General features: G+C 64.6%; 19 protein-coding genes. 8 read left to right on the top strand and 11 right to left on the bottom strand.

What is annotated here, in order from left to right; genetic code table 11:
• Positions 1-28: 28 nt before the first annotated feature.
• On the bottom strand, positions 29-811 hold the full coding sequence (locus DI605_RS12865; protein ID WP_293974340.1) for an enoyl-CoA hydratase: 783 nt from the start codon (positions 809-811) through the stop codon (positions 29-31).
• Positions 808-1,995 (bottom strand): CoA transferase, encoded by a 1,188-nt coding sequence (locus tag DI605_RS12860; RefSeq protein ID WP_293974337.1) that lies wholly within the window; start codon positions 1,993-1,995, stop codon positions 808-810. The genes DI605_RS12865 and DI605_RS12860 overlap by 4 nt, the downstream gene beginning before the upstream one ends.
• A 155-nt stretch (positions 1,996-2,150) precedes the next feature.
• Between DI605_RS12860 and DI605_RS12855 the strand changes: the two genes are divergently transcribed.
• Positions 2,151-4,058 (top strand): PQQ-binding-like beta-propeller repeat protein, encoded by a 1,908-nt coding sequence (locus DI605_RS12855; protein WP_293974334.1) that lies wholly within the window; start codon positions 2,151-2,153, stop codon positions 4,056-4,058.
• A gap of 14 nt (positions 4,059-4,072) precedes the next feature.
• Positions 4,073-4,393: a hypothetical protein gene (locus tag DI605_RS12850; RefSeq protein ID WP_293974331.1), complete on the top strand. Its 321-nt coding sequence runs from the start codon at positions 4,073-4,075 to the stop codon at positions 4,391-4,393.
• Positions 4,394-4,563: 170 nt separating this feature from the next.
• Here DI605_RS12850 and DI605_RS12845 read toward each other — a convergent pair whose 3' ends face one another.
• The 3 genes from DI605_RS12845 to DI605_RS12835 form a co-directional block, all read right to left on the bottom strand.
• Positions 4,564-5,490 carry an SMP-30/gluconolactonase/LRE family protein gene (locus DI605_RS12845; protein WP_293974328.1) on the bottom strand — a complete coding sequence of 309 codons (927 nt, stop codon included), beginning with the start codon at positions 5,488-5,490 and terminating at the stop codon, positions 4,564-4,566.
• Between the two features lie 92 nt (positions 5,491-5,582).
• Positions 5,583-6,008, bottom strand: a complete 426-nt coding sequence (locus DI605_RS12840) for a hypothetical protein (protein ID WP_293974325.1) — start codon at positions 6,006-6,008, stop codon at positions 5,583-5,585.
• Positions 6,009-6,036: 28 nt separating this feature from the next.
• Positions 6,037-6,792 carry a cupin domain-containing protein gene (locus tag DI605_RS12835; protein ID WP_293974323.1) on the bottom strand — a complete coding sequence of 252 codons (756 nt, stop codon included), beginning with the start codon at positions 6,790-6,792 and terminating at the stop codon, positions 6,037-6,039.
• 271 nt (positions 6,793-7,063) lie between these two features.
• Here DI605_RS12835 and DI605_RS12830 point away from each other — a divergent pair, with 271 nt between their 5' ends.
• On the top strand, positions 7,064-8,377 hold the full coding sequence (locus DI605_RS12830; protein WP_293974320.1) for an MFS transporter: 1,314 nt from the start codon (positions 7,064-7,066) through the stop codon (positions 8,375-8,377).
• Here the strand turns inward: DI605_RS12830 and DI605_RS12825 are convergent.
• Entirely contained in the window at positions 8,349-8,828 is a 480-nt protein-coding gene (locus DI605_RS12825) for a hypothetical protein (protein ID WP_293974317.1), read from the bottom strand. The genes DI605_RS12830 and DI605_RS12825 overlap by 29 nt on opposite strands.
• A gap of 131 nt (positions 8,829-8,959) precedes the next feature.
• Here DI605_RS12825 and DI605_RS12820 point away from each other — a divergent pair, with 131 nt between their 5' ends.
• The gene (locus DI605_RS12820) at positions 8,960-9,964 is read left to right on the top strand and encodes a cupin domain-containing protein (RefSeq protein WP_293974314.1); all 1,005 of its coding nucleotides are present in this window, start codon (positions 8,960-8,962) and stop codon (positions 9,962-9,964) included.
• A 104-nt stretch (positions 9,965-10,068) separates the two neighbouring features.
• On the opposite strand, the gene DI605_RS12815 is transcribed toward DI605_RS12820, so the two are convergent.
• Both DI605_RS12815 and DI605_RS12810 read right to left on the bottom strand, forming a co-directional pair.
• A complete protein-coding gene (locus DI605_RS12815) occupies positions 10,069-13,080 on the bottom strand; it encodes a TonB-dependent receptor (RefSeq protein ID WP_293974312.1) in 3,012 nt (1,003 codons plus the stop codon).
• Between the two features lie 441 nt (positions 13,081-13,521).
• On the bottom strand, positions 13,522-15,669 hold the full coding sequence (locus DI605_RS12810; RefSeq protein WP_293974309.1) for an alpha-glucuronidase family glycosyl hydrolase: 2,148 nt from the start codon (positions 15,667-15,669) through the stop codon (positions 13,522-13,524).
• A 124-nt stretch (positions 15,670-15,793) separates the two neighbouring features.
• Between DI605_RS12810 and DI605_RS12805 the strand changes: the two genes are divergently transcribed.
• The 4 genes from DI605_RS12805 (at position 15,794) to DI605_RS12790 (ending at position 20,665) form a co-directional block, all read left to right on the top strand.
• Complete coding sequence (locus DI605_RS12805; protein WP_293974476.1) at positions 15,794-17,464, top strand: DUF5597 domain-containing protein; 1,671 nt, start codon at positions 15,794-15,796, stop codon at positions 17,462-17,464.
• A gap of 65 nt (positions 17,465-17,529) precedes the next feature.
• A complete protein-coding gene (locus tag DI605_RS12800; protein ID WP_293974306.1) occupies positions 17,530-18,933 on the top strand; it encodes a hypothetical protein in 1,404 nt (467 codons plus the stop codon).
• Entirely contained in the window at positions 18,930-19,820 is an 891-nt protein-coding gene (locus tag DI605_RS12795) for a Nif3-like dinuclear metal center hexameric protein (protein ID WP_293974303.1), read from the top strand. Before DI605_RS12800 ends, DI605_RS12795 begins: the two co-directional genes overlap by 4 nt.
• Entirely contained in the window at positions 19,817-20,665 is an 849-nt protein-coding gene (locus DI605_RS12790) for a Nif3-like dinuclear metal center hexameric protein (protein ID WP_293974300.1), read from the top strand. Before DI605_RS12795 ends, DI605_RS12790 begins: the two co-directional genes overlap by 4 nt.
• Before the next feature lie 10 nt (positions 20,666-20,675).
• On the opposite strand, the gene DI605_RS12785 is transcribed toward DI605_RS12790, so the two are convergent.
• The 3 genes from DI605_RS12785 to DI605_RS12775 form a co-directional block, all read right to left on the bottom strand.
• The gene (locus DI605_RS12785) at positions 20,676-21,728 is read right to left on the bottom strand and encodes a sugar phosphate isomerase/epimerase (RefSeq protein ID WP_293974297.1); all 1,053 of its coding nucleotides are present in this window, start codon (positions 21,726-21,728) and stop codon (positions 20,676-20,678) included.
• A complete protein-coding gene (locus DI605_RS12780) occupies positions 21,725-22,864 on the bottom strand; it encodes a Gfo/Idh/MocA family oxidoreductase (protein WP_293974295.1) in 1,140 nt (379 codons plus the stop codon). The genes DI605_RS12785 and DI605_RS12780 overlap by 4 nt, the downstream gene beginning before the upstream one ends.
• A 94-nt stretch (positions 22,865-22,958) precedes the next feature.
• A complete protein-coding gene (locus DI605_RS12775; protein WP_293974292.1) occupies positions 22,959-24,638 on the bottom strand; it encodes a GMC family oxidoreductase in 1,680 nt (559 codons plus the stop codon).
• Positions 24,639-24,649 lie beyond the last annotated feature (11 nt).

The raw sequence follows: 24,649 nt of genomic DNA, 5'->3' as shown, positions 1-24,649 counted from the left end.
GCGGGGGTGCAAGGCCCCCGCCGCCGCCTCAGTTTCCGGACCAGTTCGGAACGGCCTTCGTGCGGGCGAGGAAATCGGCCACGCCGCGCCGGAAATCCGCGCTCCCGTAGACCTGCCCGATGAGGGATTCGATCTCGGGCAGCGCGTCATAGGTCATGCGCCGGATCGTTTCCTTGGTGGCGCTGGTGGTGAGCGGCGCATTCTGCGTCGCGCGTTCGCACAGCGTCGCGATTTCTTCGTCGAGATCGCTCCGCTCGACGATCTTCAGCAGGAAGTTGCTGGCGAGAAGCTGCTCCGCGCCGAGTATCTCGCCGAGCAGGACCATGCGCTTGGCGAGCTGGATGCCCACGGCCCCGCCGATGCGCGCCACGCTCGCCGCCGACAGGCAATTGCCGATCGTGCGGCCGATCGGGGAGCCAAATCTCGCATCGGGCGTGGCGATGCGGAAATCGCAGGCGGAAGAGATGTTCATGCCGCCACCGATGGCCCAGCCCTCGACCACGGCGATCGTGGTGCAGGGAATGGCATCCACCGCGCCCATGCATTCGTCGATGCCGCGTTCATATTCGATGCCCTGTTCGCCGGTTTCGTAATCGGCGAACTTCGCGATATCGGTGCCGGAAACGAACGCCTTTCCGCCCGCGCCCCGGAAGGTGACGACGCGAACGGATCGATCCGCTGCGAAGCCACGCGCGATATCCCGCAGATCGAGCCACATCTGGCTGTCCAGAGCATTGTGCGCGGAAGGATTGTCGAAGCGGACATGCGCTTCTGCGCCCCGGCGCTCGACGATGACGCGCCCGCCGCTCACGAAGCGGCCTCCGTCTTCGGATGGAGCAGGCCCTTTTCCACAAGCTCGCGGCGGATCTCGTCGCCATGTTCGTTGATGAGCGGCGGGGGCAGGCGCACTTCCTGCGGCGTCCCGCGCATCTTCACCGGGAAGCCCAGCGCCCTGAATTCGCCTTCTACCGGGTGGGGGACCTGCATTACCATATCCCGCGCGATCGCCTGCTCGCTTGCGACGGCCTCGCCATAATCCAATATGGGGGATGCCGGGACGCCCGCTTCCAGCAAGGCATCGATCCATTCCTGCTTGGTCCGCTCGAGGAAGGTTGGCGCGAGATCCGCGATCAGGATTTCGCGGTTCACGACACGGTTGGCATTGGTGGCGTAGCGCGGATCTTCCTGCAATTCCGGCCGCCCCAATACCTTGAGGAAGGTCAGCCACAGTCCCTGATTGGCCGCGCCGATGACGAACCAGCCGTCGGACGCGCGCACCGCCTGATAGGGGGCGGACATGCGATTTGCCGATCCGATGGGCGCGGGCGGCTTGCCTGTTCCCCACAATTCGGTCGTTTCCCAGATCGAAAGGCCCATGGCCGCCTCCAGCAGGGAGGCATCGATATATTGCCCCTTGCCGGACGTGTGGCGGCCGATGATCGCGCTGAGAATCCCATAGGCCGAGAAGAGCCCGGCGCCGAGATCCGCCACGGCGATCGAATTCTTCGCGGGCTCCATGCCCGGAAAGCCGTTGGAGCTGAGGATGCCGGACATCGCCTGCGCGATCAGATCGAAGCCGGGCCGCTGCGCCCAGGGGCCGGTCTGCCCGAAGCCCGAAATGCTGGCATAGACCAGCCGGGGATTGATCGCCGAAAGCGTATCATAATCGATGCGGAGCCGGCCCGCCACGCCCGGCCGGGCATTCTCGACCAGGATATCCGCCGTCTTGACGAGGGCGTAGAGCACCTCGCGATCCTCGTCATTCTTCAGATCGAGCGTGATGCTCCGCTTGTTGCGATTGAGCGCGAGAAAGCCGGGGCTATCCTCGCCCTTGAGGCGGAAACCCATGGAATGGCGAGTGGAGTCACCGGTCCGGGGCGGTTCGATCTTGATGACGTCCGCGCCCATGTCTCCCAGCAACATGCAGCAGAACGGCCCCGCCATAACCTGCGATATGTCCAGTACGCGGAGGCCTGCCAGAGGCAAAGTCGGCATCCATCAATCTCCCTCGAGCCGGCGCAGAAAATGCCGGATTAGCTTTCCAGATCATATTGTATATGATTTGCACGGTTGCTAGCATGATCGGGCAAGCGGGACAACGCAACGCGTCGGGACAGGCGCGCACCGCTCAATTTGAAGGGAGAGACCGCTTGACCAGCATTCGTTCGCGATCGTCGCGGATCGGCATTGTTATCGCTACCTTCCTGGCGGGAGCGCCGGCTCTGCTGCATGCGGAAGCTCCAGGTGACTGGAGCGGCTATGGCCGTGACGAAAGCCATGCGCGCCACTCCCCGCTCAAGGAAATCACGCCGGGCAATGTCGCGACCCTCCGTGAAGCCTGGACCTATCATATGCGGCCATCGGGCGCGAACGGGGAGGCGATCGGCACTCCCGACAGCGCCGGGCCGCAGATGCGCACGGGCTTTTCGGCATCGGAGGCAACGCCGCTCGTGGTGGGCGGGGTGATGTATCTGGCGACGCCCTATCGCCGTGTGGTCGCGCTCGATGCGGCGACAGGGCGCGAACGGTGGGTCTATTCGCTTCCCGGAAACGATCAGCCTTCCACGCGCGGTGTCGCCTATTGGCCCGGGACGAAGGGGGTGGGCGCGCGCATCGTGTTCGGCGGCCGCACGGGCAAGCTCTATGCGCTGGATGCCGCGACGGGCATGCCCGCCGCCGGGTTCGGCGAAAACGGCACCATCGACATGAAGACGCCGGAGGTGATGAACGGCACGAAGGGGATGCTGGGCATGAGCAGCCCGCCGGCCATCTTCCGCAATCTCATCATCACCGGTTCCCGCGTTCAGGAAATGCCCGTGAAGGGCGCGGCGGGCGACGTGCGGGCATGGGATGCGCGCACCGGCAAGCTTGTCTGGACTTTCCACACCATCCCGCAGCCCGGGGAACCGAATTTCGGCACCTGGGAGGGCGACAGCTGGAAACAGCGCTCCGGCGTGAACGTCTGGACCTTCGTGGTCGTCGACGAGAAACGGGGCATCGCCTATCTGCCGGTCGCGGCGCCGACCTATGATCGCTGGGGCGGCGATCGCAAGGGCGCCAATCTCTACGGCAATTCGATCGTCGCCGTGGATGCCGCCACCGGCAAATATCTCTGGCATTTCCAGACGGTGCATCACGATATCTGGGACGTCGATATTCCGGTGACGACGCTGATCGACGTTCGCCGCGGCGGGCGCACGATCCCCGCCATCGCGGTGATGAACAAGATGTCGATCATGTTCATCCTCGATCGCGTCACCGGCAAGCCGCTTTATGACGTGCACGAAGTGCCGGTCCCCACCGATACCGACATTCCGGGCGAGCAGCCCTGGCCGACCCAGCCGATGCCGGTGCGGCCGGAGCCATTGACGCGCCTCTCCTGGAACGCATCCGAGATGATCGACGGCCCGCCCGATGTCCGCGAACGCTGCGAGGCGATGGTCAAGGATTTCGAGATCGTCCCCAGCCGGATGTTCGAGCCGCTGAAGGCGGGTGGCGCGGTGAACTTCTTTCCGGGCAGCCTGGGCGGCAGCGACTGGGGCGGCGGCGCGTTCGATCCGGCCATGGGCCTGTACGTCATAAACCTGAACCAGTTGGCGAGCCCGCAACAGATGGCGCTCCAGCCGGACGGAAGCTGGGGCATGAAGCGCGGCTATGCCTATTTCATGGACTTCAAGACGGGCATTCCCTGCCACAAGGGCAAGGCGGGCGAACTTGTCGCGGTGGACGTGAACAAGGGAACGATCGCCTGGCGGAGTACGCTGGGCAGCAATTCCGATCCGGCGCTGAAGGATTTGGGCGTGCTGAGCGCGGGCGGACCCGTGACAACGGCGAGCGGCCTGACCTTCATCGGGGCCACGCGCGATTCGAAGCTTCGCGCCTTTGCCACCCGCACCGGGCAGGAAATCTGGAGCACGACGCTGCCAGCCTCCAGTTATGGTACGCCGATGACATATCAGTCCCCTGGCGGGCACCAGATGGTGGCCGTTGTCGCGACCGGCGGCTTTGCTGGCCAACCCGCCACCAGCGACGCTGTCGTCGCTTATGCCCTTCCGTGAGAAAGGCCACGACCTTGCGTGTGATTTTCGTGCTTTCCGCCGCCAGCGCAACGATCGCGTTCGGCGCCGCCCTGGCCCAGCTTCCGGCGACGCCGCCGCCAGGGCCGGGGCTGACCGTTATCAACGAAAAATGTGGCTCCTGCCATCCGCCCTCGCAGGCGCTCCAGGTGCGCAAGTCGCGCGCCGACTGGACGACGACCGTGCAGGCGATGATCGATCGCGGCGCCGATCTCGATCCCGAGGAACAGGCGACCGTGATCGATTATCTCGCGACGCATTTCGCCCCGCCGGCCAGTGGAGCGGTGCCGGCGGCCGCGCCTCCCCCGAAGGGCTGAGCGCCCGGCCCCCGGGGATGCCCCACCGGGACGCCGTTCTCAAATGTCCGGCATTTGGCTCCGCCTGTCCGGGGCCTGCTCCTCTCCGGCCTCCCGCTGATTGCATCCACGGGAGGCCGGAGCGGCGGAGCACGCTTGCCCTCAGGGCTTGCGCGGCAGGGAACTGAGCCTCAGCGGCTGTAGCGGGGCAGGATGCCGGCGATCTTCGTCTTCAGGCGATAGACGCTCGTCGAGGCCGTTATGTAGAGCACATGCCCGTCTTCGGCGAAGGCGAGGTTCGCGGCGACTTCGGGCAGTTTGATCTGGCCGAGGACCTTGCCCTGCGGCGTGATGATCCGGATGCCGCCCGGGCCGGTCGCCCAGATGTTGCCGGCCGTATCCACTTTCAGGCCATCCGCTCCGCCACCGCCGCCGCGCGGAAAGGCGATCACCGTGCGCTTGTTCGAAAGGGCGCCCTTCGGCCCGATGTCATAGGCGTAGATGATGCCCGGCGGGCCATAATCGGTGACGTAGAGAATCTTGCCGTTGGGGGAGAGGCCAATGCCATTGGGAAGGGCCAGATCGGTGATCGCGGGCTCCAGCTTGCCATCGGCATATCGGAACACGGCATTGTAGGGCAGTTGCTTGGCCGGATCCCTGTCCATTCCGTTGAACAGGCCGAAGGGAGGATCAGTGAACCACAGCGCGCCATCCGCGCCGACAACCAGATCATTGGGGCTGTTGAGCCTCTTGCCCTGATAATGGCCCAGAAACGGCGTGAGCTTCAGCCGCGCATCGACGCGGACGATCCGGCGCGCACCCATCTGTGTCATCAGCACGGTCCCGTCCTTGTCGGGAACCATGCCGTTCGATCCGATCGAGGCGCCTTGCGGCGGATTGGGGAGGCCGCCGGAGTTAGGCAGCAGTTCCTCGACCTTGCCCGAGGGATCGACCGCGCGAAGCTTGTCGCCATTCACGTCGGAGAACCAGAGCCGACCGCTTTTCCACATCGGCCCTTCGGTGAAGACGAAGCCGGTCGCCACACGCTCGATCCGCGCATCCGGCGCCACCAGCGCGTCCAGCGCGGGATCCAGCCTCTCGATGTTTGTACCCGCCACCTGGGCGTGCGCGCAGCAGAGCGGCGCTGAAGACAATAAGGCGCCGATCAATATTGCCGATCGCATGAAACCTCTCCGTTTCGTGAACTGGATCAGATGCTGTCCGTCAGCAGAACGAGATAATCCTTGTTGAGGACCGTATTCTCGATGAGCGGCCAGTTCTTCTCGTGGACCTCCGATTTGATCCAGACCTGCCGCTGCTCCTCGCTCTCATAGGTCAGCTGGAAGCGATAGTTGATGCCGTCCGCGGGCGCGGGGCGGCCCTGGATCACCTTGCGGATCTTGAGCATCTTCAGATCGATGAAGCCGCGCCCACGGAAGCTTTCGGCGGCGGGCCTGAAATGATTGTGAAAGGCATCGAGCATTTCCTGCTCGCGCCGGGGATCGATCGCGAGATCGCAATAGAGCACGATCGGCTTCTTGCCCGCAGCGGCCTTGGCCGCGCCTTGCGCGCGCGCGCCGCCGGCCATGCCGGCGCTTGCGACGGCAAGCATCTTGAGAAGGGTGCGCCTTTCCATTCGTTCTTTCCCCAATGGTTGTGGATGGTCAGCGCCTCTGGCGCGCTGCGGCGGCCTGCGCCGCATAAGTGGCCTTGGCCGCGAGATCCTTGGCGACCCCGATCACCATCAATTCGAGCGGGGCCTCGCCCGATTGTCTGATGGCATGGGCCTGGCCGAGATCCACCGGCGCCGCATCACCGGCTCGGATCGGGGCGGTTTCGCCATCGACATCGATCTCGCCCTGCCCGGAAATCACATAATAGACTTCGCTCATGCCGGGATCGGCATTTCGCCCCGTGGCGCTCCCCGCCGGCAGCACGAGATGATCGACGAAGCTCCATGTCGTGTTGAACACCGATGGCTCCAGCACGCGCCGGTAAAGCATCGTGCCGCGTCCGCCGTTCATGGTCGGCGCGGGCCTGAGGAGCGATCTGTCCAGCCGGACGCTCACGAATTGCGGAATGGGATCGCGCGCCACGCCCACGCGCGGATCATCGAGATTGAAGGCGTCATAGGATTTGGTGGTGCCGACATTGATGTTCAGCCATTGCAGCGGCCTGTCGCCCGGATTGTAGAGCCCGTGCGCATGGCCCATCCGATCCGGCACGGCGGCGGGGCCGGGGACGAGCGATGTGTGTCCGTCGATCGTGAATTCCGCATCGCCATCGAGAATGACGAACATTTCCTCGCACTGATGATGAAAATGTTCGCCGATGCCGCTCTTGGGCGCGATCACGCCACGATGGACGAAGATCAGGTTCGTGCTGAGGGCTCCGGCGCCCAGCAATTCGGCGAACTTCATCTGGCCCGCGCCGTTATGAACCTTGGCGGCATCCCGATAGCGGGAGGGATCGCTGTGGCCGATTCTATCGGGGAGGGGGGCTGCCTGGGCCGCGGCGCCCCATGAAAGCACGGCCGCAAGAGCAAGATATCGTTTTGATTTACCCGATCCCACCATGCCATCCCTCCTGTGGCGGGGCCTGTCGACCCGCTCTTTACGGGTCGATATAACCTGCCTACAGAAAAATCATATAGGATATTATCGTGGCTCGACCGCGACAGGGGAGATGATGATGGCAAGGAGCGGGCGCTCGAACATCCGGATCTGGCTGATCTTCATGCTGTTCGTCATCAGCGCGATCGCCTTTCTCGATCGGACCAATATCTCCGTCGCCGGCGTGCAGATGCGCGAGGAATATGGGATCGATCAGATCCGGCTGGGCTGGGTCTTCAGCGCTTTCCTGCTGGGCTATGCGGCATTCCAGGTCCCTGCGGGATGGCTGGCGGCGCGCTTCGGGCCGCGTGCCCTGCTGACGGCCGCGCTCGTCTGGTGGGGAATTTTCAGCGTCGCGACGGCACTGGTTCCGCCCGATAGCCGCCATGCGATCCTGCTTCTGGCGATCGTTCGCTTCGCGCTCGGCATCGGTGAGGCTGCCGTCTATCCCGCCGGCAATCAGTTTCTTTCCCGGTGGGTGCCGGCGCAGGAGCGCGGCAAGGCCAACGGGCTGATCTTCGCGGGTGTGGGCGCAGGATCTGGGCTCACGCCGCCGCTCATCACGGCGATCATCGCGACGGCGGGGTGGCGGGCATCCTTCTATGTTTGCGCGGTGATCGGCCTGGTCGCCGCCGCGATCTGGTTCACCGTCTCGCGCGACAAGCCTCGGGAGCATTCCCGCGTCAATGCCGCGGAGTTGGCGCATATCGAGAGCGGGCTTCCCGTGCACGATCCGGCGGCACCCGGCGCCATTCCCTGGTCGGCGATCCTGTCCAGCCGCAGCGTATGGGGGCTATTCCTCAGCTATTTCGCGTTCGGCTATGTCATCTGGATCTTCTTCAGCTGGTTCTTCATCTATCTGGCGGAGGCGCGCGGGCTCGATCTGAAATCCAGCGCGCTGTTCGGCATGGCGCCGTTCATGGCGATGACGGTGGGTTGCCTTGCCGGAGGCGTGCTCAACGATTTCATCTCCCAGCGCTTCGGCCTTTATTGGGGGCGGTCCGGGCTGGCGATGGCCGCATTCCTCCTGACCGGGCTGTTTCTGGGCATCGGCTCGCGCGTCGATAATGTCTCGCTCGCCGTTCTCACGCTCGCGCTGGGCGGCGGCGCCATCTATCTTTCGCAAAGCTCGTTCTGGTCGGTGACGACGGATATCGCCGGCCGGCATACGGGGGTCGTCTCCGGCCTGATGAATGTGGGCTGCCAACTGGGTGGAGCGCTCACATCATCGCTGACGCCCTGGATCGCCGCCCAATTCGGCTGGATCGCGGCGTTCGGCACCGGGGCGGTGGTGGTGCTCGCCGGGATCGTGGCCTGGGCGTTCGTGGATCCGCGCCGGCAGATCGTAGGAGGCGAACCCTCCGTCAGGGCTGGCGTACCAGTCGCACAGTGAGCGGGCGGCGACCGTCCGCGTCGAGGAAGGTGGTGCCCAGCAGGGTGCGCCGCAGCCGGACCTCGGTGCCGGCGGGGGGCGGCACCGCCGTATCCGTCGCGGTTTCGAACGTGCGGCCGTCTTCCAGCTGGATGCGCGAAAGACCGTAGCGGAGAGCGGTGACCGATGCGATCCGGCCATCCGGCCGGCCCCGTACGATCGATGCGCTCGACTGCGACGCCGGCACGGATGTCTGGACCGGTGCGGGCTGGGCAGCGGCGATCGGTGAGGCAGGGGGCGCCGCGCTGGAGGGCGCGGGGGCGGCGCTGGATGCGGCTGGAGCAGCATCGCGCGCATCATAACAGGCCAGCCGACGGGCGGAATCCGCAATGGCGCGGCAATTTTCCACCTGCGCCTCCGCTGCCGTCGCGCCCGAGGCGATCAGCAGGGTGGCCAAAACATGTCGCAGCATCGATCCATCCTCTCCGAGATTCTTGAGATCTTCGTTGTCCGTTTCTGGCGCGGATCAATTTGACGAACAAGATGCTATCATATCATATATGATCGCAACAAAATCGAAGCCCACGGGCGAGGAGGGGATGAATGAAACGCTTTGCTATCGGCTCGGCCATGACGGCGATTGCGATGGTGGCGATCGCGGCCACAGCGCAGGTCAACGCGCAGGCCGGAATGTCCGGCGCGGCGCCGCCGCCGCCGGATGCCCCGGCCCGTCGCGGGCCACCGCCGCCAATGCGCCTCTGGATGCCGAAGAAAACCCCTTATGCGGATTATAAGGCGCCGAACCGCCCATGGTGGAAGCTTGCCGACGTGCTGGCGCTTCACAAAGGCCAGAAAACGTGGACGCAGCCCATCGTCCGCAATCGCGATATCGTGGCGGACTGGAAGCAGATCGCGCCGGGCAAGGCCACGGATGCCGTTGCTTATTCCGATAATCGCACTGCGATCATCGTCTGGGACGGAGAGGTGAAGGTTTCTCTGGCGGGGCAGCCCTCGTTCGTGGCCCGCAAGGGCTTTGAGATCGATATTCCCTATCGCGTCGCCTTCACGCTGGAAGCGATGGGCGACGCGCCGGCGCTGTATTTTGAAATCCATGCCGCCAGCGATCTTCCGCTCTATCCCGTGGAGCCCGCACGCGCGCGGCCCAAGCCGACAGACGGCTTCATCTATGAAGAAAGGCTCGCGACCGGAGGCCCGGGCGGATTCGACGAGGCCAACAAGCCCTATCTCGATTATTATGGGGATGTGGTGAAAGGCGGAGCCCGCGCGGGGCCGTTCATCATGGCGCAGCACATGTTCGTGAACAATATTCGCGGCCGTGGCGTGCCTACGCCTCCATCCTCCAATCTTGGCCATTATCATATCGGCTATGACGAATTCTGGTTCGTCATGGAGGGTAATGTCGATCTGCAGGTAGAAGGGGTGCCCCTTATCAAGGCTTCTGCCGGCGATGTCGTATCGGCGGCCCAGGGGCGCTGGCACCGCGCCAGTTTCGGCGGCCCGGAAGGGCAGATGGGCACCCGCGTGGCGATCAATCCCTATCCGGCGGGCCTGCATGGCTACTCGCTGGAATCGGGCGGGCGGCAGTGATGCGTCCCGTTCGCCCTTTCATGCGCGCCTGAGCGCGCCGCGAACCGCACAAAAAAGAGCCGTCCTCAGATTGCTGAGGACGGCTCGACAGGGGACCGGCAGGATCAGAGCTTCACGCGCAATCCGAAGCTGGTGAGCCGCCCGAGCGGGTTGGACACGAAGCCGTTATAGCCCCACGCGCCGCCGAGAATGCCACCCGTATTGCCGTTGTAGAAGGGCGGGTTGCGATCGAAGATGTTCTGCATGTCGACGTACAATTGCCAGCCGTTCAGGAAGTTTCCGGTCTTGAACGTATATTGAAGGTGCATGTCGAACAGGTTGTTCGCCTTCACCTTGTCGCCGCCGCCCGTGGGATTGCCCACGCTGTCGACGGTGATCGGGTTCACCGAGGTGCTGATCCAGTTACGGTAGGAACCCGTATGGTTCCAGAAGAGATCGGCGGAGAAGCCCGACGATTCCCAGCCCAGCTGCGCGCGATTCTTGAAACGCACGGACGGGAAGGTCGTATTGTAGCCGGAGGTATTCAGGATGCTGAAGCTCGTGCCCCCGCCGAAATTCTGGACGAACTTGGTGAAGTAAGTCAGCGCGGTGCCCACCGTGAACCGCCCGATGCCGGTTTCGCGGGTCTTGTAGGTGAACTGGGCATCGATACCCTCAACCTTGAGATTGAGCGCGTTGCGTGAGCTCTGGTCGATCAGGAAATAGACGGTCGGCGGCACCGCACCCGAAATCGTCGCGCCATTGGCGATGTTCGCGAAGCTTTCGATCTGCGCCTGCGTGCAGCCGGACGGGCAGATGGTGAGCAGCGGGCGCAGGCCCGCGGAATTCACGATCGCGCTGGGGCTTGGTGAACTCACACCGCCGATGAACGTGTTGTGGAAGAAGGTGGCGGCGGCCACGAAGCCGGGCAGGAAGCGTGGCGCGAAATCCGCACCGAGCGACCAACTGCGGCCTTTCTGTGGAACCTCATTGGTGAAACCGCCGCCAAGCTGGCGCCGCATGCCCTGAATGGCCGATGTGCCGATCAGGCAGGTCGTCGCGGTGCACTGGATGCCCGGAATCTGGGCGACGGTGGGATAATTCGCGATCGGCACGGCAATCTGGGCGCCGTTCACGCCGACGCTTCCCGAGGCGTAGAGATAGCCCTGCGTGGGATCGCCGATCACGCCGATCGGCGGGGCGACGAAGGAGCGCGAATAATTACCGCGAAGCTTCAGCCCTTCGAACGGTTCCCAATTCGCCGCGAACTTCGGATTGGTCGTATCGCCGACGTCGCTGAACTTGTCGTAGCGGCCGGCGATGCTGAGATCGACCCGATGGAAGAAGGGAATCTCCATTTCGGGCGAAATGACCGGTACATAAAGTTCCGCGTAAACCGATTTGATGTTGCGATCATAATTATAGACGCGGAAGTTGGATCCGGTCGTGGTCGGCCCGGTGCCGTTCGATCCCGAAATCTTCTGCGTCTGCTCCTGCCAGTAATATTCGCCACCAACGGCGATCTTCACGGCGCCGCCGGGCAGATTGAACAGTGAACCCTGGGCGTCGAGCTTGATCTGGTTGAAGGTGTTGTAGTTCGTATTTTCGCTGTTCGCGCCGTACAGGCTGCGCAGCACCGCCGCGGAGGTGCGGTTGGCGGATCCCACCGGGCTCCAGATATCCAGCGCATTGGCCGTCGTCAGCGGAAGGTTCAGCGCGATCACATTCTGGCCGGCGATGTTCGTGGCGGTGGTGCTGCCGCTCGATTGCCCCGTTCCGTTCAGAGCCAGCAGCGCGCAGGCGGAACAGAAGCTGTTGATATTGTTGAGCGCCGACCGGTTCCAGCCGAAGGCATCGCTGAGCGTGACCGTCCAGTCGTCGGTGATCTTATAATCCGCGACGGCCGTTGCGTAGATCGAATCCGCCTGCGATTCCGATTCCCCATATTCCCCGTCCGCGCGGGGGAAGAGGAAGCTCACCGTCTCCTGCGTCGCGGTCGGCGCGCCGGCCGGGGCCACGTAGAAGGGGTTGATCTGCCCCGTCCGTCCGGAGCCGGGGCCGAAGACCACGGCATTGCTGAGGCCGCCCGGCCCGTTGGGCGAATGCGTCTCCTGCCGGTTATAGTTCATCGTCGCGGTCACGGTCAGCTTGTCGCTGAAATCGTTGGTGACCTTGATGAAGGAATTGGCGCGGAACTGGCTGGGCAGCAGCGTCGCGTAGATCGAGTTGTTACAGGGCGCGTTCAAGGTTGTATTCGCGACAGGCGTCGTGGCGCTGGGCGAAAGGAACACGCCGGTGACGCCCGGCACCACGATCGTCGCGGGGTTGCACTGATAGCTCTGGTTCACGCTGCCGCCGACCGAGCGATAATCGCCGCGGCTGGAAAATTCGCGATACTTGTTCAGAAGCTTGGATTGATCGGAATAGGATCCGGCGACATAGACGCCGCCCGTTTCCCAGGTCTTGCCCCAGATGAAACTCGTCTGGAAATCGCGATAATGATCGGCGAAGCCGGCCTGCACATTGGCCTCGAGGCCATCAAATGTCCGCCGCGTGATGAAGTTGACGACGCCGGCCACCGCGTCCGAACCGTAGACCGAGGATGCGCCGTCGGCGAGCACCTCGACACGCTGGATCGCGCTGACCGGGATGATGTTCGGATCGGTCTGGTTGAACTGGGTGCCGCCACCGGGAAGCCGGAGCCCGTCCACGATCACCAGCGTGGTATTGGAAGAAGAGCCCGCCAGGCTGTGGATCTGCGGCGAGTAATAGGAAAAGCCGTTCTCGCCCTGCGCGAGCGACCCCGCCGTCGAGATCGACGGCACGGTGTTGACCAGTTGCGAGACGTTGACTGGCGCGGTCTTCTCGATCGTCTCGATCCCCACCGAAACGAGATTGGAGCCGATCGGCGCCACGCCGCGGATCTTCGATCCGGTGACGACGATGTCGGCTATGCCCTGCATATCCTGGCTGAGCGGCGCCGCGGTCGCCGGCCTGTCTTCTTCCGCCTGCGCGGTGGAGGCGGTGGTGCGGGACTGGCCCGGTGCCGCCGTTTGGGCCGAAGCCGCACTGGCAAGCAAGGCTGCCGCCAGAACGGCGATGGACGCACCTGTCCCGTCAATTCGAGATGTGATCATTCCTCTCCCCCTGTCCTTATGGATCGAATCATATCATATACGATCGGGACAGAAGTTATCCGACCAAGTATGTGTTTCGTCAATACTTGTCTAAGCAATGAACAACTGTTCTACTTTGGAACTTGTAATACATAATCGTGGATTGCTCGGTTTTCAGCCGAAAAAATCGTGGTCGATAGCCTCCGGTGGCGTCATTTTGTATAATTCTGTGGCCGATTGTCCTTGTCTATGGAATGATCATTCCTCTTTTACTGATTTGGTATTTGTAGAGAAATTGGCTGTTTTTGGCCTTTTGTGCGCAATTGTGTCTGCGATGGCTCGCTTCGCTTCAGGGCGCGCGCCAGCGATGCGTGCGCGGACGCAATCGGCAGCCGCCACTCCTGGAGGCTGCCGCCGGACGCTCCTGATCGCTCCCCCGGTTCTGCCGGGGCGAAGGGGGAGTTAGGGGTTTCCGGGCGCGTAGGGAAAGCGCTGCGCCTGATACCAGGCCAGATCATGCTCCGGTGCGGCGACCCCCGCGGGCAGCGCGAGCTTGTTGACGCTCATCCAATAAGCGAGGCTCGCATCGCGCCACCATTTCGCCTCGCGGAGCTGCACCGCGAGGAAGGTGGCCGTCTTCTGGAAGCGTTCGGCATCGACCTTGCCTTCCAGTCCGCTCCACTCGCGCTGCATGCCCGCCACATAATCCACGCCGCGATCATAATGGCCGACCAGTTCGGCCCAGAGCGTCTTCCCGGATGCCATCCGCTGATCCCAGCGGACATGATGAAACCAGAGCAGTTCGCGCTCGGGAATGCGCTTCGGATCGGCAAGGATGCGGGCGACGGGCGGTGCATATTGGGCGATCGCGTCGCTGCCCGATGCCGTACGATCGAAGCCTATGCCGGCGCTGTCGGCGCGATGATAATAAACCGGGTTCCATTCCGGCCGGGCGAGATTGGAGATCCAGGGGGCCGGCCCGTAATGGTGGCCGGTGCCCATCAGGTGAGCCAGGCCCAGCGGGGTCATGTAATCCACCGCCGCCTCGCGCGAGCCCATCATCATCTTCACGCTCGTTGCGATTATTTCGGGCGAGGGGCCGAACGTCATCGCGGACCATTCGCGCGCAATCGCTTCGGGCGACCCGTCCGGGTCCCAGGCGAGGCGCCCGAAGGCATACCAGTTGGCCTGATTGAAGGACGATCCGGACCAGTCACGGTCACGCCCGATATTGGCGACGCCGGCGATGCCACTCAGCCGATGCCCTTCCAGCGAGCCATCCAGGATGCGCGCGACCGTCGATCCCTTGCCGCGCGCCATCGTGTCGCTCTGCAGCGTCTCGGAGAAGAGAGGGGCGAGATAGACGAGGTGCGTTGCGAAGCCGAGATATTCCTTGGTGATCTGGAATTCCATCATCAGCGGCGTGCGCGGCATCGCCCCGAACAGGGGGTGGAAAGGTTCGCGCGGCTGGAAGTCCAGTGCGCCGTTCTTCACCTGAACCAGCACATTGTCCGCAAACGTGCCGTCGAGCGGCTTGAATTCGGTATAGGCCTGCTTGGCGCGGTCTTCGGGGTTGGTTTCCGCATAGACGAAGGCGCGCCACATCACGGTGCCGCCATGCGGCGCGAGCGCCGCCGCCAGCATGTTCGCGCCCTCGGCCTGGGTGCGCCCATAATCGCGCGGACCAGGCTGGCCCTCGCTGTTTGCCTTGACGAGGAAGCCGCCGAAATCCGGAATCGTGCGGTAGATCTCATCCGCCTTGGCGCGCCACCAGGCGGCCACGCGCGAATCCGCAGGGTCGGCGGTCGGCAGCCCCCCCAATTCGATCGGCGCGGTGAAACGCGCAGACAAATAGACCTTCAGGCCCCACGGCCGGAACATCTCGGCCAGCGCGGCGGCCTTGCCGATATAGCGCGCCGTCAGACTTTCCGACTTGGCGTTCACATTGTTGAGGACGACACCGTTGATGCCGATCGAGGCATTGGCGCGGGCATAATCGGTGTAGCGGGGATTCCGGTAATCCGGCAGCGTCCACCAATCCCACAGCGACTGGCCGGCATAGCCGCGCTCCACCACTCCATCCAGATTATCCCAGTGATCGAGCACGCGAAGCTGCATTTTGGGGCGGGAGGACACGTCGAGCCCGTTCAGTGTCGTGTTGGTCTGGGCGAGGCGGATCAGCGCGAAGGCGCCGTAAAGCAGGCCGCGATCCGCATTCGCGACGATCAGCGTCACAGGCTCCCCCTCCATTTTCACGGAGCGGACGAGATAACCCTCGGCACCCAGCGTGGAGGTGTCGAGCCTGAGCGACGCGATCGCCGGATTGCTGGCCAGCGCCAGAATGATCGCGCCAGCCCGGCGTGACGTGGCGGGAGACTGGCCGGTCAGGCCGGTGGCCGCGCGGGCCAGTTCGGCGGCGGCGGACCGGATGACGGGGGAGTCGTCCAGCGGCACGATCGCCTGCATGTGGCGCGCGGCCACGCTCGCCTCGGCGGCGGGAAGCGGGCGATAACGCAGCCAGAGATCATAGCCGTCCTCGGCCCGCGCCGGCGATGAGAAGAGCGCCGTCATCAGCGCGAGAGAGGTGATGAGCCGTGCAAGGATCGTCATGGATCGTCCCCGTCGCAAATTTATTATGTCAGACATTTAAAGCTGGTCGTCGTGCCGAATAGCGGTATCGTGCGCGGGGAGAAAGCCGGTCCGGGGCCGGAAATGTCGGGAGGGCCGTTTGACGGTGCGAGTTGATTTCGTTCGATCCAATGGATTTGCACTGCGTCGCGCCCTGCTCACGACGGCACTTTGCGTCTCCCTGCCGGGGCAGGCTTTCGTTGCTGCGCGTGCCGAACCCCCGCGCCTCCAGCGGCAGGGGACAGCAACACAACTGGTCGTCGGCGGGAAGCCGATGCTCCTTGTCGCGGGCGAATTGAGCAATTCCGCCGCATCCAGCGCGAATTATATGGCGCCGCACTGGGCGCGCCTGAAGGCGATGCATCTCAATACCGTTCTGGCGCCGGTATCGTGGGAATTGATCGAGCCCGAGGAAGGGCGGTTCGACTGGAGCAGCCTGGATTCGATGCTGCGTGCTGCGCGGGCGAACAATCTGAAGCTCGTTCTGCTCTGGTTCGGCGCCTGGAAGAATTCGATGTCGACCTACGCGCCGGCGTGGGTGAAGCGCGATCAGGGGCGTTTTCCGCGCGCGGAACTGCCGAACGGGCAGGGCGCGGAAATCCTTTCGACCTTCGGTGAGCAAACGCTGAAGGCCGATGCGCGCGCCTTCGCGGCACTGAACGCGCATCTGGCGGAGGTCGATCGGCGCGACGCCACGGTGCTGATGATCCAGGTTGAAAACGAGATCGGAATGCTGCCGGTCGCGCGGGATTACAGCGCGGCCGCCAATGCCGCGTTCGCCGGCGCGGTGCCGGCGGATCTGACCGCCTATCTCGCCGCGCATCGCGAGACATTGGTTCCCGCGCTGAAGCAGGTGTGGGAACAGAATGGCGCGCGCACCGCCGGCACCTGGTCCGAACTGTTCGGCCAGGGCGACGCATCCGCCGAAATCTTCGCGGCGTGGCATTATGCGCGCTTCGCCGATTCACTGACGGCGGCGGGCAAGGCCGCTTATCCGATCCCGATGTATGTGAACGTGGCGCTTGCCCGCCCCGGCCGCGCACCCGGCCAATATCCGAGCGGCGGACCGCTGCCGCATCTCATCGACATCTGGAAAGCGGGCGCGCCGCATATCGATCTGCTGGCCCCGGACATCTATTTTCCGAACTTCGTCGACATCGTGAATGGCTATAAGCGGCCGGATAATCCGCTGTTCATTCCCGAAGCGAACAATGCGGATCGGCCGGAAGTGCCAGCCAACGCCTTTTACGCGATCGGCGCGCTGGACGCGATCGGCTTCGGTCCATTTTCGATCGACTCCGTCGATGGCGACCCCGGGGCGCTGGGCGAGGCGTATGACGTGCTGGGGCAGCTCTCGCCCTATATTCTGGCCGCGCAGGGGCAGGGCAGGATGGGCGGCTTCAAGCCGCGCCAGCTTTACGATGAGAGCCTGGTCTATGAGCCGCAGACCAAGGTGATCGGGGATTATCGCTTCACCGTCACCTTCGCCGATATCGAGCGGCCGGCGCGGACCGACGATACAGCCGGCGCGGCGGCGATCATCGTGCAGACCGGGCCGGAAGACTATCTGATCGCCGGCCGCGACGTGCATGTCTATGCTGAGCCGGTGGCCGGTGGCCAGGCCGGGATCGACAGCGCGTGGGAAGGCCGCTTCGGTGGCGATGGCGCCTGGTCGCCGGGGCGCCTGCTCAATGGCGACCAGACGCATCAGGGGCGCCGGATCATGCTGGGGCACCACTTCGCCATCCAGAAGGTACGTTATTATCGATATCGCTGAGGCCCGCTTCGGGCCAGGCGCGCAAAGACTATCGGATCGCCAAGAATTCGAAGTGGAGAGGTGGGATGAAGCAGGGATGCCGGTTCGGCATTATGGTTGGCCTGTTGGCGGCTTTCCCCGTGATCGCGCAGGCGCCTTCGCCTGCGGAACGGGAACGCATCCAGACGGAATCTGGAGCCGAACGATCGCGCGAATTGGCGCTCCTCGGGATCAGGGAGACGCGACCGACACTCTCAGCGCGTGATCCGGCGGCGCCGAACTTCGCCAATTTCGACGAAGCCCGGGCCAATCCCCTTCCCGATCTGCCCGCGCTGCTCAGGACGAATGGCGGCAAGGACGTGACAACGCGCTCCGCGTGGACGCGCGTGCGCCGACCGGAGATCGAACGTCTGCTTTCCGATGCGCTGTACGGGCATGTGCCGGCGCACCTGCCTTCCGTGAACTGGCGCATCCTGGCCCGCGAAACGGAGACGGTCGACAATGCCAGGGTGATCGTGACGCGCCTCGCCGGCCACGTCGCCGACGGGCGGGACCCCAAGCGATCCATCGATATCAGCATGAACATCCTCGTGCCCGAGCGATCACGGGGGCGGCACGTGCCGGCGGTGATGCTCTTCGGATCCACCGCGCCCCGCCCACCGGGCCCGCCGCCGTTCCAGATCAGCGAGCCCGCCGGCCCCGACGAGCGCTCCCAGATTCTCGGGCGCGGCTGGGCGGTGGTCGTGCTGGATCCCGCCTCCGTGCAGGCGGACAATGGTGCCGGTCTTTCCGCGGGAATCATCGGCATCGGCAATCACGGCGGGCCGCGCGGATTGGACGACTGGGGTGCGTTGAGGGCGTGGGCATGGGGTGCGAGCCGGGGGCTCGACCGGCTGACCCAGGATCCCGATATCGATCCGCGCCGCGTGGCGATCTACGGGCATAGCCGCTACGGCAAGGCCGCCCTGGTGGCGATGGCCTATGACCAGCGTTTCGCCACGGGCTATATCAGCTCGTCCGGCGCGGGCGGAGCGGCGCTTTACCGGCGCAATTATGGCGAGGGCATCCCCAATCTCGCGTCGAGCGGCGGCTTCCACTGGTTTGCGGGGAATTTCCTCCGTTATGCGGCCGTCGGGCGCAGCGCGGCGGACCTTCCGGTGGACTCGCACGAGCTGATCGCGCTCGTCGCCCCACGCCCCGTATTCATCGGAACGGGCGTGCTGAAGCTCTCTCCGCCGGATGCCGTGCCGGGCGATGGCTGGGTCGATCCCGCAGGCATGTTCAAGGCGGCAGTCGCGGCGAGCCCGGCCTGGGCTCTCCTCGGGGCGCAGGGGCTGGAGAGCGATCAGATGCCAAAGCTCGGAACGCTTCTCGATCGGGGGAGCATCGCATTCCGGCAGCACGAATATGGCCACACGCCCAAGCCCAACTGGCCCTATTTCCTGCGGTTCGCGGCGCGTGCCTTCAAAGAGCCGGAGGTGACGGAATGAGCGAGGCGAATATCGGCCGGCGGACATTTTGCGCGGCGGCCGCCGCGACCGTGGCGATCGCATCGGCGGTAAGAGCGGCCGATGCGGCGCGGGTGGAAGCCGTGATGGCGGCGCTGGGCAAGCTTGGAGATGTCGAGTTGCTCGCGGGGGATGCGGGCGCTGCGGTCGGGGGCGTGCTTTTCACCGCCCGTCCCAGCCTGGCGGCTCTGCGTGAGGCGGTGGCATCCGGCTGCTCGGTGATCGTGAGCCCCGAAAGCCCATTTTATGCCCGTGCGGCGCGAGCACCCGCGCCGGGGCCGTTCGCGCAGGCGATGGCGCGGGCGATAGAGCGCGATGAGGCCAGCCCGCCGCTTCAGGCCAAGCGCGCTTTCGTGCGCGAGCATGGCTTGGCGGTGATCCGGGTTTCGCCGGTCGGAGACGATGGCGGCGCTGCGACAGCCGCGCTGGCGGAGCGGCTGGGCTGGGCAGCCCATCGCCGCGCTGGCGATACCCCGGTTTACACGCCGCCGGGCCTGACTCTTTCCCGGCTGGCGGAACTGACCCATGCGCGGCTGGATGTTCGCGGCGGTTTGCGCACGATCGGACATCCGGACATGCCGATCGCCTCGATCCTGCTGGTCGCCGGCACCGCGCGCGTGGTGCCGACCGTGAAGGGGCTGGCGGGCGTGGACGCGCTGCTGACGGGCGATCTGAGGGAATGGGAGGTCGTGGAATATATCCACGACAGTGCCGAGGCCGGGCAGCCCAAGGCCTTGCTTGCCGTCGGGCGGATCCTTTCCGAGCAACCATTCGTGGATCTCTGCGGCCAGGCGATCACGGCCGCGCTGCCGGGGCTCAACCTGAAGATCGCTCCGGCACGCGATCCTTTCTGGAGGGTGCAGGCATGACTCCGCGTGAACTCGTCGCCCGGATCGTGAGCAAGGCCGGCGCGGAGGGAACTCCGCAGCCAACGGTGCCATCCCGGCGGGATACGTTCAAAACGGGTGATCCCGATGCCGCCATCACGGGCATCGCCACCACGGGCATGACGACCTTTTCGGTCCTCCGCCGGGCGGTGGCGGCGAAGTGCAACTTCATCATTTCGCACGAAGACACGTGGTTCCGCGATGACGACAATCCGGATTTCCTGGCGGGCGATGCGATTTACGAGGCGAAGAAGCGCTTCATCGAGGAACATGGCCTGATCATCTGGCGGGATCACGATCTCGCCCATCGGATGGTTCCGGATCAGGTCTTCGCGGGCCAGCTTCAGGTGCTGGGCTGGAAGGCGGATGCCATTGTGCCGCCGCCGCCCATGCCGCTCGTCACCCTGCCGCAGCCGATGAACCTTGCCGCGCTGGTGCGCTATGCCGCCGCGCGCTGCAAGACGCAGGCGCACCGCGTGACCGGTGATCCGGCGATGATCGTGCGGCGCGTGGCGATCGGCGTGGGCTATGCCTTTCCGAGCTTCCCGACGCTTCCGGCGGACGTGGATGCGATCGTGGGCGGGGAGACGGCCGAAGGCAGCGCCAATGCGATGCCGACGATCGACGAAACCGCCTGGGCCGCCGACATGAGCACGCTCGGACGTCCGCGCGGAATCGTCCTGCTGGGGCATATGGGGACGGAGGATCTGCCGCTGATCCTGCTCGCGGACTGGATCCGCGATATCGCCGCGCCCCTGCCGGTGACGTTCATCCCGGCGGGCGAGGCCTTCGCCCCGCCATTCGGGCCATTCCGGCAGACGGCGTAGGAAACGGGCTTCAGGAGAGGCCCAGCACCTTTCGATTGGCCGCCGCATCGATGCCTGCGGCGGCGAAATCATCGAAGGCATGCGGGGTGACGCGGATGATGTGATCGCGGATGAAAGGGGCGCCTTCGCGCGCGCCGTCTTCCGGGTGCTTCAGCGCGCATTCCCATTCCAGCACGGCCCAGCCATCGAAATCATAGGCTGCCATCTTCGAGAAGATCGCCTTGAAATCGACCTGCCCGTCGCCGAGCGAACGGAATCGTCCCGGACGATCCACCCAGCTCTGATAGCCGCCATAGACGCCGCTCCTGCCCGTGGGGCGGAATTCCGCATCCTTCACATGGAAGCATTTGATACGCGTGTGATAGAAATCGATCAGCTGCAGATAATCCAGCTGTTGCAACACGTAATGACTGGGATCGAACAGCATGTTGCAGCGCGGATGATCGTCCACCAGCGCCAGGAAACGCTCGAATGTGGCGCCGTCGTGCAGATCCTCGCCCGGATGGATCTCGTAGGCGACATCCACGCCTTCCTCGTCGAACACGTCGAGGATCGGGCGCCACCGCCGCGCAAGTTCGTCGAACGCCTCTTCGACAAGGCCGGCCGGCCGCTGCGGCCACGGATAAACATAGGGCCAGGCGAGCGCGCCCGAGAAGGTGGCATGGGCTTTCAGCCCAAGCCTCCGGCTGGCGCGTGCGGCATATTTCATCTGCTCGACCGCCCATTCCTGTCGTGCCTTCGGATTGCCCCGCACATGCTCGGCCGCGAAGCCGTCGAACATCTGATCGTAAGCGGGGTGAACGGCGACGAGCTGACCCTGCAGGTGCGTGGCGAGTTCCGTGGGCTCGATGTCATATTGCGCGAGGCGGCCGCGCAGATCATCGCAATAATCCTGGCTTTCCGCCGCCGTCCTGATGTCGATCAGCTTGTCCGCCACGGGGATCTGGACGCCCTTGTAGCCGAGCCCTGCCGCCCATTCGGCAAGATGGTCCAGCGTATCGAACGGCGCGGTATCGCCCATGAACTGGGCGAGGAAGATGGCCGGCCCCTTGATCGTCTTCACAGAATCTCTCCCTCGAACGAGATCCACCGCCGCGATGCGTTCGATGTCACGGCGAGATCGATGAACCGCATCCCGCGCAGGCCATCCGTGATGCCGGGCAGGCGACCATCCAATATGCCGCCCGCGCCCGAAATCGCGTCGGCGAAATCACTGTAGAGCGTGGCGAACGCCTCGATCAGCCCTTCCGGATGACCCGGCGGCAGCCGGGTGGCCGCCAGGGCCGCATCGCACAGGCCGGGCGCCCCGGCATGCAGGATGCACAGCCTGTTGTCGGGCTCCCGCAGGATGAGCTGGTCGGGCGTTTCGTGCGTCCATTCCAGCCCGCCGCGTTCGCCATACGCCCGGATGCGCACGCCGTTGCGTTCGCCGGTCGAGATTTGCGAGGCCATCAGCACGCCCGGCACATCGCCCAGCCGCAGCAGGATGTTGCAATCGTCGTCCAGCATCCGACCCGGCACGACGCGCGGCAGATCGGCGCAGAGCGCGGTCGCGCGCAGACCTGTCACATATTCGATCATCTGGAAGGCGTGCACGCCGATATCGCCGATCGCGCCGCCGGCCCCCGCGCGCGCGGGATCCGTGCGCCAGCCGGCCTGCGCGTTCGTGCTCTCGATCGCTTCGGACAGCCAGCCCTGCGGATATTCCGCCACCACCTTGCGGACCGTGCCGATCGCCCCGGCCGAAATGCGGGCACGCGCCTCGCGCAGCATCGCATAGCCCGTATAGGTATAGGTGAGGGCGAAGGGCGTTCCCGTTTCCGCGACGATGGAGGCAAGATCCTCCGCTTCGTCGAGCGTCGCGGTCATGGGCTTGTCGCTGATGACGGCGATGCCGGCGCGCAATGCGGCCGCCGCGATATCGCGATGGCTGGAATTGGGGGTGGTGATCGCCACCGCCTCGATGCCGTCCGCGCGCGCGGACTCGGCCGCGAACATCGCATCGGGATCGGCATAGACGCGATCGGAGGCAATTCCCCAGCGGGCGGCCTGCTCGCGCGACTTTTCGATGGAGCGGCTCAGCGCGCCCGCCACCAGTTCGAACCGGCCGTCAAGCCGGGCGGCCATGCGGTGAACCGGCCCGATGAAGGAGCCCGGGCCACCACCCGCCATGCCCAGCCTCAGCGGTCGGTTTGCCATCATCGTCTCTCCTTCGGATCGGCTCGCGTCCCGCCTTCCGGCGGGCGGGACGCGGCGTGCATTCGTGTCGGCAATGGCGCTTTTTTGCGGAAGGTCAGATGGCGCCGGCCTGCATCTGCTTCACGGCATGATCGGCGGCGCGCGCCGTGATCGCCATGAAGGTGAGCGAGGGATTGACGCACGAGACCGATGCCATCTGCGCTCCGTCCGTCACATACAGATTGGCGGCATCATGCGCCTGGTTCCAGCGGTTCAGCACGGACATGGTGGGATCCGCCCCCATGCGTGCGCCCCCCATTTCGTGGATCGCATCGCCGGGAACGCCCTCCGTGCGGGACGACGTGACGTTCTGGAGGCCGGCATTGCGCAGCATGATGAGGCCCTGTTCCTGCGCGTCATCGAGCAGCCGGACTTCATTCTCGCGGAAGCGAACGTCGAAATGCATGAGCGGCATGCCGCGCGCGTCCACCTTCGCGGGATTCAGCGTCACGCGATTATCGTCATAGGGCAGGCATTCGCCGAATGCACCCATCCAGAATTTCCAGCCGCCATATTTTCGCATGCCGTGTTTCATCGAGGCGCCAAAACCGTCGGGCTCCGCAGGCTGGCGGCTCGCGCCTCCTTGATATCCGTACCCGCGTCGGAAACCGAGCCCCTCGTCTCCGTTGAGATTGCGGAAACGAGGGACGTAAACACCGCCGGGGCGGCGGCCATATTCGATAAATTCGGTCATGCCCGGTATGTCGCCCGACACATTGACCCGGAATACATGGTCCATCACGGCGGTGCCCAGTTTTCCGCTGCTGTTGAAGTGGCTTATGCCGCTGCCGGCCGGGCGCGAGTTGAGCATCACATGGACTGACCCCATCGCCGAGGCGCACAGGAAGACGATGCGCGCCGGGATGATTTCCGCCTGACCCGTCTTGGCATCCACCACGCGGACGCCCGTCACCCGCTTGCGGGCGGGATCATATTCCAGATTGGTCACCCAGGCATCGGCGCGCACGGTGAGCCGCCCGGTCGCCCGGGCCGCTGGCAAGGTCACCGCCTGCGTGGAGAAATATCCGCCGAACGAACAGCCGCGGTGGCACTGGGCGCGCTTCTGGCACTGGGTGCGCCCCTGTTCCGGCTTGTCCTCGGTAATGTTGCTCAGCCGCGCGTGAATGAGCTTCCGGCCGGGGGAACTGCTCTCCAGTCGCTCCTTCAGCCACTTTTCGGCGATGTTCATCGGCATGGGCGGCATGAATTCGCTGTCCGGCAGATAGGACAGATTTTCCCGTCCACCGGAAACGCCAATATATTTCTCAACATAGGCGTACCAGGGTTCCACATCCTCGTAGCGGATGGGCCAGTCCGTGCCGATACCTTCGCGCTTGTTCGCCTCGAAATCGGTCTGCGCCCAGCGAAAGCTCCAGCGTCCCCACGTCAGGGATTTGCCGCCGAAGCCACCGGGCCGGACCCAGCGAAACTTGTTCTCGCCTTCATATTCATAGGGATTGAGGCGATCATTGATGAAGAAGGATTGGCTGGACGGGGCAACCCAGTTGCGGATCCCGTAATAGTCGCTGTTGACGAGCGCCGCCGGCATCCTGTCGCGCGCAGGGATTTCGTAGGCGGGACGCCCCTCATAAGTGTAGTCCTCGCCATGCTCGACCATGTGGCCACGATCGAGCATCAGGACGCGAAGGCCCTTTTCGGTCAGTTCCTTCGCGGCCCATCCGCCGCTCACGCCGGAGCCGATGACGATTGCGTCAAACCGGTTGGTCTCTGCCATGATGTCTCGCC

It is taken from the genome of Sphingomonas sp. (assembly GCF_003248515.1).
Lineage (GTDB): Bacteria > Pseudomonadota > Alphaproteobacteria > Sphingomonadales > Sphingomonadaceae > Sphingomonas_I.
Note: the sequence above shows the minus strand (reverse complement) of the source record. Positions and strands in the feature narration are given on the sequence as shown.

Excerpts from the sequence above, each read along its gene's own strand:
- DI605_RS12800 (WP_293974306.1), top strand. The coding sequence starts at position 17,530 with ATGAAGCAGGGATGCCGGTTCGGCATTATGGTTGGCCTGTTGGCGGCT.
- DI605_RS12860 (WP_293974337.1), bottom strand. The coding sequence starts at position 1,995 with ATGCCGACTTTGCCTCTGGCAGGCCTCCGCGTACTGGACATATCGCAG.
- DI605_RS12830 (WP_293974320.1), top strand. The coding sequence starts at position 7,064 with ATGGCAAGGAGCGGGCGCTCGAACATCCGGATCTGGCTGATCTTCATG.
- DI605_RS12815 (WP_293974312.1), bottom strand. The coding sequence starts at position 13,080 with ATGATCACATCTCGAATTGACGGGACAGGTGCGTCCATCGCCGTTCTG.
- DI605_RS12780 (WP_293974295.1), bottom strand. The coding sequence starts at position 22,864 with ATGGCAAACCGACCGCTGAGGCTGGGCATGGCGGGTGGTGGCCCGGGC.
- DI605_RS12795 (WP_293974303.1), top strand. The coding sequence starts at position 18,930 with ATGAGCGAGGCGAATATCGGCCGGCGGACATTTTGCGCGGCGGCCGCC.
- DI605_RS12820 (WP_293974314.1), top strand. The coding sequence starts at position 8,960 with ATGAAACGCTTTGCTATCGGCTCGGCCATGACGGCGATTGCGATGGTG.
- DI605_RS12835 (WP_293974323.1), bottom strand. The coding sequence starts at position 6,792 with ATGAAGTTCGCCGAATTGCTGGGCGCCGGAGCCCTCAGCACGAACCTG.
- DI605_RS12840 (WP_293974325.1), bottom strand. The coding sequence starts at position 6,008 with ATGGAAAGGCGCACCCTTCTCAAGATGCTTGCCGTCGCAAGCGCCGGC.
- DI605_RS12825 (WP_293974317.1), bottom strand. The coding sequence starts at position 8,828 with ATGCTGCGACATGTTTTGGCCACCCTGCTGATCGCCTCGGGCGCGACG.
- DI605_RS12810 (WP_293974309.1), bottom strand. The coding sequence starts at position 15,669 with ATGACGATCCTTGCACGGCTCATCACCTCTCTCGCGCTGATGACGGCG.
- DI605_RS12775 (WP_293974292.1), bottom strand. The coding sequence starts at position 24,638 with ATGGCAGAGACCAACCGGTTTGACGCAATCGTCATCGGCTCCGGCGTG.
- DI605_RS12790 (WP_293974300.1), top strand. The coding sequence starts at position 19,817 with ATGACTCCGCGTGAACTCGTCGCCCGGATCGTGAGCAAGGCCGGCGCG.